This window comes from Verruconatronum alginivorum (assembly GCF_056590205.1).
This window is the reverse complement of the sequence record NZ_JBWPVQ010000001.1, coordinates 2,294,126-2,307,358: the sequence shown is the minus strand read 5'-3', so window position 1 is coordinate 2,307,358 and position 13,233 is coordinate 2,294,126. Positions and strand designations below refer to the sequence as shown.

Below are 13,233 nucleotides of genomic sequence, written 5' to 3'. Positions count from 1 at the left end.
ATCCACCCGACTTCCATGAGCCTGTTTCTCACCGAGCAAGAACTCGCCGACTTCACCGCCTACCGCACCGAAAACCCGACCGGCCAGGATCTTTTCTGGGCACTCCTCAACCGGGTCGACGCCCGGGCGTCCAGCCCCGGCCTCCACAGCCCCGGAAGCGAAGAGGAATGGTGGTTCATCGCCGGCGAATATCTCACCGACGCCGCGATGGCGCACGCCCTTAAGCCAAACGACAAGACCGCTCGCTGGCTCCGGGACGTCACCCTTTCCTTGATTCGTCGCCCGGAATCCGACTGGATCGGACCCGCGTTCCGCAACCATCGGATCGATCCGCCCGAGGGCCACCTCGAAACGGCCCATCTCACCTGGAGCGTCGCCGTCGCCCTTGATTTGGCCGAAAACGTTTTCTCCCGCGAGGAAGCCGACGAAATCCGCTCCGTCCTCCGAGACCGCGGCATCCCCCTTTGTCGCCGTTGGTTGGATACACACAACCACATGGCCAACTGGCGTTGCGTCCTCGCCGCCGGGGTCGCCGTCGCCGCCGCCGTGCTGGACGATCGCGAAGAGATGGCCCGGGCCGTCGCCGACTACCGTCTTCACCGCCAGGCATTCCAACCCGACGGATCCTACGCCGAATCGCTCCAGTATTCCAACTACGCCGCCTTCTCCTTGATGCTGGCCCGCGAGGCACTTATTCGGCGCGATCCGAGTCTGCGAGCCGAACTCCCGGCGAGCCCATGGAACCTCCTCCCCCGCTGGCAGGCCGCCAGCCTCTTTTACCAGAAGCCGCTCAGCGGCTGGGGTTCCTCCCCGCGCCCGCGATCGGCCAACTTCAACGACAGCGCCGCGCTTTTCCGTCCGTCGGCCGATCTCCTGCTCCATCTCGCCGCCCGCGAAGGAGAAGTCTGCCCGCAGCAAGCCGGACTCGCCCGCTGGTTGTTCGACACGCTTTACGCGGAGAACCTTGCCCAAGGCCCGCACGACCGCGCCACCTTCGGATTCGTCAATGACTTCGGCTTTCTCGCCGTGCCGTTGCTACCGCAGGCCGTCGCCGCGATTCCGCCGGTGGAAGCCGGCCTGACGGAGGTCGAGTCCTTCAGCTGCGGCGACGTCATCGCCCGCGATTCCTGGAACGGTCGGACCATTCTCGCCGTCCACGGCGGCGGCGAGCCGCTCCACGGTCCCGGCCATCTGCATGGCGACCTCAATAGCTTCATCCTCGTCCACAACCGCGAGCGTTTGCTGGTCGATCCCGGCCACAGTTGCTACCGCAATTTGCTCCACGGGATCGAGGGTTCGAGCTTAACCCATAACACCTGCACCTTTTTGCCGACGCCGGCCAGCGACGACCTCGGCTTGCAGGAGGACCAGCATGGCCAACACCTCCTCGAACAATCCCGCACCGCCCGGACCCGCTTCGATCCGGCCACCCGCGAACCCGGTCCCCCCGCCGACCGCGGCGCCCGCCGTCTCCTCGCCGAGCGCCGCGAGGAGGTCACCGTAATCGGCTCCGAAGCCGCCCGCCTTTACGGCAAACCGATCAAGGAGTTCTCCCGCTTCTGGATCCTTTGCGGAAGCCACGCCTTGTTCGTCGTCGACCGGATCGTCGCGAGCCGTCCGGTCCAAACCGCCTGGCACTGGCTCCTGAACAACCGCGATGGAGAACTCGATTTAAAACTGGTCCAACCCGACCGCTTCGTCGCCCGACGCGGCGCGGCCGGCATGAAGTTTTTTCATTTGGCCGACGGATCTTTGCAAACTCCGATCCACGCCCACGTCCACGACGCCTATTCCCCCGCCCCGGCGGCGCTCGGCGAAGGCGGTTCGGGCAGCGGCGTTCTGCTGACCTGGAAGGAAAGCAGACCGGTCGCGGAACGAACCACGGTCCACGCGATCGCCCTCGACGGCTATGGACCGGTCGCCGGTTGGCATCTGAAAACCATCGACGGACGGCCGACCCTCGAAAGCCCGGGGGCGAAAGTCCGCTGGAGCGTCGAACCGACCGTCGACTTCACCGAAATCACCGTCCGCGAATCGGTCTCTGACCGCTCCTGGAAAGTCCGAAACGTCGAAGGCAAATGGCGCTTCCTGTAACGTTTGTTAAAATTTCACTTTCAAGTTGGAGTGCCGCCTTCACGTCTTGCGAGATCCTAATCAACTAACGAACAAAGTCCTCTCCACTCACAAACACATCACACCTATGAAAGCATCCTTCTACCAAGGCAACCGCACCTTCACTCTCGCCGACACGAAACCGGTCCCCCCGGGCCCGGGCGAGGTCCGCCTCAACGTCGCCTATTGCGGCATCTGCGGCACCGATGTCCACATCTTCCACGGCGCCATGGACAAACGGGTGAAAATGCCCCAAACCATCGGCCACGAAGCCTCCGGCACCGTCGCCGAAATCGGCGAAGGGGTCACCGGTTTCCAACCGGGCGACAAGGTGGTCGTCCGCCCCCTCGACAACCGGGGCGAAACTCCCGCCGACCGTGGCTTCAGCCACATCTGCCGCGACCTGAAATTCATCGGCATCGACTCGCCCGGCGCCTTCCAGGAGAGCTGGACCGTCCCGGCGTTCACCCTCCACAAGGCTCCGGATAACGTCGACTTGAAAACCGCCGCCCTCGCCGAACCGCTCGCCGTCGCCTGCCACGATGTCCGGATGGGGAAGGTCCGCAAAGAGGAACTCGCCGTGGTCATCGGAGGCGGACCGATCGGAATGCTGGTCGCCCTCGTCGCCCGCGCGGCTGGCGCCCGCGTCATTCTCTCCGAAGTCAACGAGAGCCGTCTCGCCTTCGCCCGCGAACTCGGCTTCGAAGCGGTCAGCCCGCTCAAGACCGATCTCCCCGCCCTTTGCCGCGAAAAGACCGGCGGCAGCGGAGCCGACATCGTCTTCGAAGTCTCCGGCGCCAAGGCCGCCGCCCTCGCCATGACCGACCTCCTCGCCATCCGCGGGCGGATCGTGGTCGTCGCCATCTACCCCCAACCGATCGAGATCAACCTTTTCCAATTCTTCTGGAAAGAACTCAGCATGACCGGCGCCCGGGTGTATGAACCCGAGGATTACGATCAAGCCCTCCACCTGATGGCTTCCGGCGAACTCCCGCTGGAGAAAATGATCACCGCCGTGGAGCCGCTCGACCGCCTCCCCGAGGCCTTCGCCTCCCTCGACGACAATCCGGCCGGCATGAAGACCCTTATCAGCTGCCAACCGTAGCGGATTTCAACCGCCATCATCGCGGATCTCCGCAGATGAACTAAAGACCCAGGGAAAACCGATTCAGTTGTTAGTATCGTTTACTAAACGATACTAACAACATACCGTTTGCTAATGCGGGGAGGGTGGAGATGCTTTTCCTTACACATCCGTGGTGCCGCAACAGGCATCCGAACCCTGAAAGCGAACAATGAAACATCTTTTTTCTTCCGCCCTCCTCGCCCTCGCCGCCATTCTCCTTCCCGGCCAGGCGAACGCCCTTGAACTTTACCACACCGATTTCCTCGGTTCCGACGGCGGGCAACCTTCCGGATGGTCCTACGTCACCAATCCCTACGACGGGATGTCCATTCAACAGAACACCTTTCGGATTCTCCGGCCGGACACCCCGGAGGGTGCCGCCGCCTTGCGGGCATCGGCCGTTTACACCGGAATCGACGCCAACGGAGGAAGCGCTTGGAACTGGACGAATTACACCGTGACCGCACGGCTCCGGGGCTCCCACCTCAGCGTCACCGGTGCAACCTACGGTCTCGTAGCCCGCTTCACGACCGACGGCACCAGCTCCGGTTATACGGCCCACATCGGCGGCAACGTTATCGAAATACGGTCGAACACCGGGTTGCAGAACAATGCGGGCACGGTCATTGGAACCTCCGGCACCCTCCCCGAACCGCTTCTGAATGACACCTGGTACTGGCTCAGCTTCACGGTGGACGGAGAGAACCTCACCGCGATCGTTTACGCGGACAACGACGGCGCACTCGGTGAGGAACTCGGCTCGGCCTTCGCGGTCAACTCGACTTTCACTCAGGGAACCGCCGGCGTCCGGGGAGGATTTACCGCTCGCGACCCCCGCTCCCTTACCTTCGATACCCTCCGGGTCGACGCCATTCCACCCGAAGAACCGACCGTCGCCGGGTCGATGAGCATCTTTCAATCGGTAGAGCTCGTCGTCCCAACCGAAGAAGGGCTTTATTACCGCCTCCAATCCTCCCCGGACCTCGTCGACTGGCAAAACCTCGGCGAAATCTTCTATGGCAACGGTCAGGAGCAAACCTTTCACGTCAGCATTCGCGGATCCGAGCGAGAATTTTACCGGGTTCTGAAATCCGAATAGACTCCCGGCAACCCGATCCATCCCCTTCACACACCACGAACATGAAAACAAAACGCGCGACTTCGACCGGATTCACCCTCATCGAACTGCTTACCGTCATCGCCATCATCGGAATTCTCGCGGCAATTCTGATCCCGGTCGTCGGTCGTGCCCGCGAGGCCGCCCAAGGGGCGAAGTGCGTCACCAACCTGCGCGAGCTCGGAACTGCCGTCCACCTGTTCATTGAAGACAACGATGGCCGAATTCTTCCCTACCGAATCGACACCGAACCGTCCAAGTTCCGCCACTGGCCCTGGAAGTTGGTGGAGCAAGGTTATGTGGAACAAGCCAACCACGGGGATCCGCGGCTCGAATCGGATATCTTCTACTGCCCGTCGCTCACCCCCCGCAACCGGGTGGAAAACGACGAGATCAATGGGGCCTGGAATCTGGTCTACGGCATGCGAGCCTGGCGAAGCGGCCCCGGAGCCAGCGATTGGGAGCAAATCAAACGCTTTTCCGATATCGATACTCCAAGTCAATTCTATCTGATCGCCGACAGCACCCGCACCGGGGAATTCCAGACCTACTTGATCGGTTCGGTCAACCCGAACCAATTCACCACTTACATGGTCCACCTCCGCCACAATAGCCGAGCCAATGCCTTGTTCGCCGACGGCCACGTCAGCGCCCGCAACGCCGACTATTTCCTGAGCCTCGGCGTAAACCAAAGCCAACACGGCGGCCACGCCCCCGTCTTCGGCCACTGATTCCAGCTTTTCAGAAAAATGCTCCGCCCCCGGGGACCGCCTAAAGGCGGAACTCCAACTTCACGACGTCACCGAAACCAAAATCCGCCCTTCGTTGGAGTCCCGGCTTCAGCAAGTCTGCATCCACTTCTAACCGTATTCAATACTTCCTCCTTGCCTGTCCGGACGATCCGTTTTCTTTTGGATCATGCGCACCGATCCGCCCTCCCGGAATTTGATGAACGGCTACGCGGCCATGATGCCCAATTATTGGGTACGGCAGGTCCGCGAAATTCTCCAGGACCGCGACAAACGGATCGCCGCGATCCGGACCCGTCGCCAGGCCGAACGCTACCGCGACGAGGTTGCCGACAAAGGGCGCCGCTGCTTCGGCCCCCTCCCCAAACGAACTCCCCTCCAAGCCCGGATCACCGGGGTGATCGAACAAAAGAACTTTCGGATCGAAAAAATTCTTTTCGAAAGCCGCCCGGGCTGGACCGTGACCGCCAACCTCTACGTTCCCGCCAACCTCAGCGAACCGGGTCCGGCCGTATTGGGAAGTTGCGGACACGCCGCCGACGGCAAGGCCGCCAAACCTTACCAATCGTTCGCCCGGGAACTCGCCTCCTCCGGCCTGACCACCTTGATTTTCGATCCGGTCAGCCAAGGCGAACGCGACGTTTTCAATCATCTTCCCGAAAACCATCACCTCCGCCGCTCCTGCACCAACCCGCATAACATGATGGGGAAACAACTGGAGTTGACCGGCGACTTCTTCGGCATGTGGCGAGCGTGGGACGCCATCCGCGCCCTCGATTACCTCGCCTCCCGGCCCGAGGTCGATCCCGAGCGTCTCGCGATGACCGGTAACTCCGGCGGCGGCACCATGACGACCTGGACCGGTCTCCTCGACCGCCGGATCCGCCTGGTCGCCCCCTCCTGCTTCGTCACCAGTTTCCTCTCCAACATTGAAAACGAAGAGCCCCAGGACGCCGAACAATACCCCCCCGGCCTGCTGGCCGAAGGTCTCGATATGGCCGACTTCCTGATCGCCCGCGCCCCGGATCCAGCCATTGTCCTCGCCCAACGCTACTGCTTCTTCGACCACCGGGGGGCTCGCAAAGCAGCCGAAGAGACAGCCCGGATCTATCGGTTGCTCGGCGCGGAGGACCAATTCGAGTTCTTTGTCGGCGCCCATACCCATGGATATCATGAAGACGCCCGGATCGCGATGCGCCGTTTCGTCTGCCGATGGGCCGGAAAACGGTTCCGGCGAACTATTTCTCTCAATCTTCAATCTCCCGAGGAATTGCGGGCCGTTCCTTCCGAAGAAAAGCCCGCCGCCCTCTTCAAACCGCTCGGTCGCGTCCGGGCGGACGAACTCTCCCAATTCGCCGCCAAACGCAAACCACTCAACTCCGACAACCTCCGCCGACGCGTCGAGCGCATCCTCGGCGTGAAACTGCCGCGGATGGCACCCGCGCATTTCCGGGTGCTCAAACCACAGAAGTTCCCAGCCCCAAAGGAATTTGCCACGGCTCGCTACGCCGTCGAAACCGAACCGGGGATCGAAGCAATTCTCCGGAAAACCGCGATCGCTCCCTTCCCTATGTTGACACTGGAAGTCGAACCGACGGTGCGCCTGTATGTGCCCCACTTTTCAGTGGAAGCGGAAATAATTCTTCCATGGATGCGGCGGTATCGGAAAAAACTCCCAAATGAAACCACCCTTTATGCCGTCGATGTCCGCGGAATGGGCGAATCGCGCCCCGAAGGGAAACCACATCCGTATCCACCTGAGTCCGACAAATTCAAATCAAGCGAAGCGGTCGCCTTTTTCCATCCCTACGGCATGGACTACCTCTCCCACGGCGTAAGCCTGATGCTTGGCCGCAGCTTTTTAGGCCAACGGGTTTTCGATCTATTGCGGGTCGTCCAACTCCTGAAAAGCGAAGGGGCAAAAGAGGTTCGCCTAGTCGGACGAGGGCAAGGAAGTCTGGTCGCCCTGTTCGCCACCGTTCTGGACGAATCCCTGCGGGAAACCGAACTCCATCAAACGCCCCGTTCCTTCCAGGAATGGGCCGAATCCGACCATTTCACCTGGCCGGTCGCCAACGTCCCCCACGGAGTCCTTCACCATTTCGACCTTCCCGACCTTCACCAAACGTTCGCCAGCCGCCTCCGGATCGTCTCCCTCCAAGGGCCCGACATGCCCGTCGAGTGATCCCTCGATTGGCGTTTTCAATCCCGAGGGTTCACTCGCCGCGGTCCGACGGGAAGTCATCGACATTTAGCCGGTCTTCCCTTCTTCCGAATGGCGGCTCCGGGAACGATCGAGCTCGACCTCAGGGGCAAACCGTTCCTTCGGGCGAGCACAAAAAACTGAGAAACGAAGCTCCTTCGCGAGAGGGTCGGGCGAGAGATTCCGTTAGAATCCCAATTTGATGACAATGATAGCAGATGGCAAATCAGCGATTGGCTAATGCGCCCGGCGCTTGGCGATGTCCGTCCTTCAAATCGGAAGACGGGGTGCGGCCGCTCTCACCCATTCACCACATGGATCGGCGAACCTTGCTTAAATGCGGCGATGTTTTCCGCGGTCAACTCCATCAGCCGTCGACGCGCCTCGAACGACGCCCAACCGACATGGGGAGTGATCACGCAACGGGGAGAGCCCAACAACGGGTTTTCCGCCGCCATCGGTTCTTTGGATACGACATCGACGGCGGCCCCGGCAATCCGTTTCTCCCGCAACGCCTCGGCCAATGCGGCCTCATCGACCAAGCCGCCCCGTCCGGTGTTGATGAGATAGGCGGTCCTTTTCATCCGCCGGAGAAACGCGGCGTCGACCATTCCTGCGGTATCCGGAGTTTGCGGACAATGCAGGCTGATCACGTCCGCCCTGGCCGCAAGTTCATCCAGCTCCGCCCAGGCAAAGCGCTCGTCCGCGATCGGATTGCTGCGGGTGCGGGTGTGGGCCAGCACCGTCATGTCGAAGGCGAGCGCGATGCGGGCGACCCGTCGGCCAATGTCTCCCAGGCCGACGATGCCGAAGGTTTTTCCCGCGAGTTCCGGGATCGGATTCTTCCAATAGGCGAAATCGGGCGAGCGGGTCCAATCCCCCGCTTGAACCGAGTCGGTGAGTTCGCCCGTTCCATTGGTCAATTCGAGCAGCAGGGCGAAGGTGTGCTGGGCCACGGCGTGCGAACTGTAACCGGGAACATTCGAGACGGCGATCCCACGCTCCCGCGCCGCTTCGACATCGATGATGTTGTAGCCGGTCGCGGATACCGTGATCAGCCGCAACCGGGGAAGTCGCCCAATTGTTTCCCGGTCCAAGACCACTTTGTTGGTGATAATCACCTCGGCCTCACCCGCCCGCTCCACGACCTCTTCGGGCGACGTCCGAGGATAGACGGTCAACTCCCCCAACGCCTCGACCGGGTCCCACGGGTTGTCTCCCGGATTCATGGTAAAACCATCCAACGCCACGATTTTCATTCCGCGATATTGGGGTCGCGAGCCGGGAGTTTCAACGGCTTTCACCCTGAAAAATCAGGTTCAAGTCTTTCCGCGCATCGCATGACCGGCCAACAAACCGAGGAAGACGCCGATGAAGATCGCGAAGGCGGACCAGGCGACGATATGGCCGATCGCCCAAGGACCGTGGACGACTTCGTCCGTCCGCGACAAAAGCCACCAGAGCAGCGTGACGATGCAGAGCGAAAAAACCGCGCAGGCGGCGGTGAAGCCGCCGGCCCGGACCAATTGGGACCGCCACAAAGCCCTGGGCTTTTCGCCGGGGCTCGGACGGCTCGATTGCCGCAGATTGAAATAGATGTAAAGGCCGGCCGCGCCGATCGCGAAGATAAAGGAGAGTGAGATGCCGCGCACGTCGGCGATTTCCGGATCGGCCATCGCGGCCCATGCGTCGCCGAAATCGAGCATGAAAAACGCCCCCATCACCAACGCCACCCACATCGTCGAAAAATGGGTGAAAAAATTCACCGCCACCCGGGCGCTCGAAACTCCCTTCTCCCCGCGGGCCAACCGTAAAACCCGCGCGGTATCCCCCACCCGGTAACGGGTGAGCAGCCATCCTTTGACGTTGCGAAGGAACTCGGCATCTCCGGCCCCTTTCGGAGAAAGGCCGCCGCGTTCCGCCTCCTCCAACAGCGCCGACACCCGGCTCTCGTAGCCGGCATCCATCGCCTCCGTCGCCAATTCGCACCAGAGCTCGAACAGGCGCTCCCGCATCGACGCGCCGTGTTCATCCGCCGCTCCTCCGCCCGGCCAGGCCCCGAGTCCCCAACTCAAAAGGCGGAGTTCGCTTTCCCATGACGACAGTTCTCCTCCCTCCTCCTCCCGGCAGGCTGTCCGCAAGGTGCGCCACAAGAGTTCCGTGAATCGGTCGTGCCCCTCGCCGTCGGCCGCCCGCGCCCGGTCGAGAAGAGCGCTCCACCAGGGAAAACGGTCTTCCTCCCCGTCGGGGGGCAAATCCGTCCACTCGCGGTGCAGGCCCTCCAACGCCGAAAACCATTCATCCAGGAATCCGCAAAGCTCCCGGATACGCCGCTCCAGAAATCTCTCTTCCGGTTCCGGCAGCATCGGCGAAAGCCGTGCCTCCAACACCCGCAACTCACCTTCAATGCGGAAGATCGCGTCGCGCGATTCATCGAGCGCGTCCAAGGTCTCGGGCTCCAACCGCGCGGCGGTCTGGATCAATCGATTGGCCCGTCCGTGTAGCTCGTCGAAAAGATCCGTCACCGGCCGGACTTCGAAGACGGGATAACCGGACCGGCACAGGGAATCGGCCTCGTTCAGCGTGCCGAGCAGCGCCAGGAGAGTCGGAGCCTGGCTGAAACTGTCGAGCGGATCGGCCCCGCTCCAGTCGGCCAGACATGCCACCGCCCGCCCCGGTCCTTCCTCCATGGACGGCACGCTCAAACGCTCCCTCAACTTGCGCAGACCTTTCAGAAAAGTGTCATCATAGTCCGGATACTCCGCAATAAATTCTCCTTCCCCGACATCGTCGGCGAAACGTTTCTCGCCAATCAGCCAATCGAGGATCTCCAGCACCGGAACCGTTTCGCCCCCGGCCCGCGAATACGTCCGGTCGAGACAAACCTGGCGGAGATGTTGGTAAAATGAAACGTGCGGGTGGCGCACCAGGGTCCGGAAGAGAAAATGGGGCACGCTGAAACCGGCCTTGTTCACCAATTGCATCCGGATCCGGTGCTCGAAGGCATCGGCCAGAATGGGAAGAAGGTCGCTACGGCGTTCCTCGGGAAGCAGCGCGAGAAGCAATCGGGGATCCTCCATCTGGTGCAGCATCCGCGATTCCAGAAAAGTCTCCCCGCCTTCGTCGTCCCAACTCAAAAGCCGCAAGAGAATTTGTACCGTTGCATCGGATACGCGGGCCTTCCCGCAGCGAACCTCCTCCTGCCCGCAGCCGCCCACAAGACTTTCTCCGCTGGAAATCCCGGTCTCCTCGAGCAGCCCCGCCCATCGGTCCGCCGAGAGTCTCCCGTGCTGGGAAAGGTCGAGCAACCCGAACGCGACCAAAGCCCGCTCCGCGATCGAAAGCGATCGCCACGCCGCATAGTTACGCAAAGGAACGAGCAACCGCCGCACGGCCGCGGCCTCCTCGTTCTCCGCGGGATCGCCGAAGAGGCCGCCGGCGGCGGTAGAATCTGGCTCCCCCATCGCGCCCTTCAGCCAGGCAAGTTCTTCGGGACAGGCGATAGCGCCGGCCTGGGCGGTCAACTCCGAGTCCGCCGCCGAGTGCTCGCGGCGAGCCCACAATGCCATCCGCAAAAGACAAAAGGCGGCAAGACCGCCGTCACCGTCGCCGAACGAAAGCTCCGCGTCGCCGACCTCCCGTCCGAGCAACGGCACAAAGGCCGGCGTGCGCAACGCTTCGTCGAGCGCGTTGAGTTTGCGCACCCGCCGGGCGAAGCCGTTGCCTCCGTTGCGGCAACATTCCGCGGCCAAATTCTCCACCAGTCTCCACCACACGCCGACGCACCAGTCGGCGCCGGGAGACGGATCGGCCAACGCCCGAGCCCGCATCAGCCGCCCCCAGCGTTGCACGCTGGAACGGTCGAAATACGTCTCCTTCGCGGCGGCGAATACCGCAAGCATTTCCCCGGCGGACTCCCGCACCGCATCGCCGCCGCAACCGCCACTCAGGAGGATCTCGGCGCTAAGCATCGCCGCCGACAAGTCCGACGGACGGCCCAGGGTCTCCTTCCACCGGTCGAAGAGAAACGGCTCGAGCGAAAATCCTTCGGGCGGAGGGGCGGAGGTCTGTCCGCATTTCACGGCCAATCCGGTGAGCGCGAGAAGAGCCCGCCGCCGGCTCCGCTGGTTGTTCAGAACGATCGGTCCGGATAGATCGATCCGGCGTTTGCCCGCGTAACGGCAAAAATCTTCGCGGAGGTTCCCGCAATCGGACAGATGGGCGCCGAGGGTCAGGGCGGCGGTCTGATAAAGCAGTGGATCCGAAGCGCGGAAAAAGAAGAACACAAATGGAGCCAACCCTTCCGAAAGCGTCCTGGCGTGCCGCAGCACTTCGAGGCGCAGACGCAACTCCTCACGGTCGCGCACCTCCATCCATGGCTCCCAGGCCGTTTGCAACCTGGGCAGCGAACTCAAACGCCCGACCGCTTCCTTGGCCCGCTCCCGTGGCAGACCTCCCGCCTCGGCGACCGTCAGCAGTTCGAGAACCGACGACCCCCGCCCCTCGGTTTCATCCTTGAAAAGATGCTCCAACAGCGGTCGCCAGACACTCCGCCACGGCTGCTCCTCCACTCCGACGGGCGGACCGGCCAGCCGGAACTCCCTTTGCGTCGGCGAGAGTTCCTCCAACTCCGCCGCCAGCTGTAACACCACCTCTTCGGGCGGACGCGCCTCCGGCTCCGTTTTCATCACCGCTTGCCGGTTCCCTTCTTCGGTTTCCCGCCGGATGGAACGGCGGCGGCCACGCGCGTCCGACGCGGCTTCATCGGGAGGTGCATGAAGTCGATCGGAATCTCGTCCGCCGCCGCGTGGACATCGGCGGCCGGCATTTGGGTGGAGGGGTTTTCTCGGCTCGGCCGATCGCGGTGGCGGACCGCTTCCTCGGTGGCGGTTCGGGCGATGCGGCTGGCCAAAATGCCGTCGCGCGCGGTCGGCATGTCGCCCGGCCGCCCGCTTGCAATGGCCCTCGCGAACTCGGTGTAAATGCCGACGAAACTTTTTTCCGGATGCCAGGGAAGGTGTTGAGTTCCGTGCGAGTTCCGGAGTTCAAAGGAGTGCTCCTCGCGGCAATACCGAATGACTCCGTCGGTGCCGATCAACTCGTAGATGAAGTGCGTGCGCGGCTCCGCAGAGGTCGCGTTGTAGGAGAAGCTGACTTCCACCATGGTATGGGCGCCGCAGCCGTGGCCCATGTGAAGGAAGACATGATCGGGCGCTTCGTAGGCATCGAGCCAGACCCCGGTTCCACGCTGCCACTCGACCTCCGACCCGAGCCACCAGCGGGCGAGGTCGATCTGATGCACCCCGCAATCGACCAATGGTCCGCCTTCGCGCATGCGCCCCACACGCAACGGCGTCTCGACTTTCCGCCCATCCTCGCCGATCTGCCACTTCCCATGAAGATGCCAGTTGTAAATGAGCCGCAGCAGGCGCACCTCTCCGATCGCCTTTTCGCGAAGCAGCCGACGGATGTCCAGCGCGCTCTGGGAAAAACGGTAGTTGAATCCGGTAAAAAGCATCAGGCCGACGTCATGCATGGCCTTCTCCATTTCCACCATTTCCTTTTCAGTCATGGCGAGCGGCTTTTCGCAAAAGACATGTTTTCCCGCTTTGGCCGCGTCGAGCACGTTCCGGTGATGCACCGGGGCCGGGGTGCAGACCACGATGGCGTCCAGGTCGGAAGAGAAAAAGTCCTCCTCCGTCGGGTATGCGTGGGGAACGCCAAACCGTCTCTGCAACTCCAAGGCCCGCTCGAAATGGTTGTCGAAGAGCGCCTCGATCCGAAGCCCCGGGGCCTGTTGCGCCGCCGGCAAATGACCCCGTTCGGCGATCATCCCGCATCCTATCAATCCGATTTTCAGCATTTGCGACGGATGGTACCCGCCAAACGGCTACGTTCAACCGAAAACTTCCGGAGTTGAACCTCG

At 62.3% G+C, this 13,233-nt stretch carries 8 protein-coding genes; 5 read left to right on the top strand and 3 right to left on the bottom strand.

Annotated features, from left to right (window positions below; translation table 11 throughout):
• Positions 1-15 precede the first annotated feature (15 nt).
• The 5 genes from ACWUI2_RS08140 (at position 16) to ACWUI2_RS08120 (ending at position 7,289) form a co-directional block, all read left to right on the top strand.
• Entirely contained in the window at positions 16-2,094 is a 2,079-nt protein-coding gene (locus ACWUI2_RS08140) for a heparinase II/III domain-containing protein (protein WP_486982356.1), read from the top strand.
• Positions 2,095-2,200: 106 nt separating this feature from the next.
• On the top strand, positions 2,201-3,217 hold the full coding sequence (locus ACWUI2_RS08135; RefSeq protein WP_486982355.1) for a zinc-dependent alcohol dehydrogenase: 1,017 nt from the start codon (positions 2,201-2,203) through the stop codon (positions 3,215-3,217).
• 190 nt (positions 3,218-3,407) lie between these two features.
• Positions 3,408-4,337, top strand: coding sequence for a hypothetical protein (locus tag ACWUI2_RS08130; protein ID WP_486982354.1), 930 nt, complete (start codon positions 3,408-3,410; stop codon positions 4,335-4,337).
• Between the two features lie 41 nt (positions 4,338-4,378).
• The gene (locus tag ACWUI2_RS08125) at positions 4,379-5,086 is read left to right on the top strand and encodes a prepilin-type N-terminal cleavage/methylation domain-containing protein (RefSeq protein WP_486982353.1); all 708 of its coding nucleotides are present in this window, start codon (positions 4,379-4,381) and stop codon (positions 5,084-5,086) included.
• Between the two features lie 187 nt (positions 5,087-5,273).
• Positions 5,274-7,289: an acetylxylan esterase gene (locus tag ACWUI2_RS08120; RefSeq protein WP_486982352.1), complete on the top strand. Its 2,016-nt coding sequence runs from the start codon at positions 5,274-5,276 to the stop codon at positions 7,287-7,289.
• 317 nt (positions 7,290-7,606) lie between these two features.
• On the opposite strand, the gene ACWUI2_RS08115 is transcribed toward ACWUI2_RS08120, so the two are convergent.
• From ACWUI2_RS08115 to ACWUI2_RS08105, 3 genes are read right to left on the bottom strand one after another with little or no spacing between them, the layout of a single operon-like run.
• Positions 7,607-8,566 (bottom strand): D-2-hydroxyacid dehydrogenase, encoded by a 960-nt coding sequence (locus ACWUI2_RS08115; protein ID WP_486982351.1) that lies wholly within the window; start codon positions 8,564-8,566, stop codon positions 7,607-7,609.
• 60 nt (positions 8,567-8,626) lie between these two features.
• Positions 8,627-11,995 (bottom strand): hypothetical protein, encoded by a 3,369-nt coding sequence (locus ACWUI2_RS08110; RefSeq protein WP_486982350.1) that lies wholly within the window; start codon positions 11,993-11,995, stop codon positions 8,627-8,629.
• Positions 11,995-13,170 carry a Gfo/Idh/MocA family protein gene (locus ACWUI2_RS08105; protein ID WP_486982349.1) on the bottom strand — a complete coding sequence of 392 codons (1,176 nt, stop codon included), beginning with the start codon at positions 13,168-13,170 and terminating at the stop codon, positions 11,995-11,997. The genes ACWUI2_RS08110 and ACWUI2_RS08105 overlap by 1 nt, the downstream gene beginning before the upstream one ends.
• Positions 13,171-13,233 lie beyond the last annotated feature (63 nt).

Excerpts from the sequence above, each read along its gene's own strand:
- ACWUI2_RS08120 (WP_486982352.1), top strand. The coding sequence starts at position 5,274 with ATGCGCACCGATCCGCCCTCCCGGAATTTGATGAACGGCTACGCGGCC.
- ACWUI2_RS08105 (WP_486982349.1), bottom strand. The coding sequence starts at position 13,170 with ATGCTGAAAATCGGATTGATAGGATGCGGGATGATCGCCGAACGGGGT.
- ACWUI2_RS08115 (WP_486982351.1), bottom strand. The coding sequence starts at position 8,566 with ATGAAAATCGTGGCGTTGGATGGTTTTACCATGAATCCGGGAGACAAC.
- ACWUI2_RS08130 (WP_486982354.1), top strand. The coding sequence starts at position 3,408 with ATGAAACATCTTTTTTCTTCCGCCCTCCTCGCCCTCGCCGCCATTCTC.
- ACWUI2_RS08110 (WP_486982350.1), bottom strand. The coding sequence starts at position 11,995 with ATGAAAACGGAGCCGGAGGCGCGTCCGCCCGAAGAGGTGGTGTTACAG.
- ACWUI2_RS08140 (WP_486982356.1), top strand. The coding sequence starts at position 16 with ATGAGCCTGTTTCTCACCGAGCAAGAACTCGCCGACTTCACCGCCTAC.
- ACWUI2_RS08135 (WP_486982355.1), top strand. The coding sequence starts at position 2,201 with ATGAAAGCATCCTTCTACCAAGGCAACCGCACCTTCACTCTCGCCGAC.
- ACWUI2_RS08125 (WP_486982353.1), top strand. The coding sequence starts at position 4,379 with ATGAAAACAAAACGCGCGACTTCGACCGGATTCACCCTCATCGAACTG.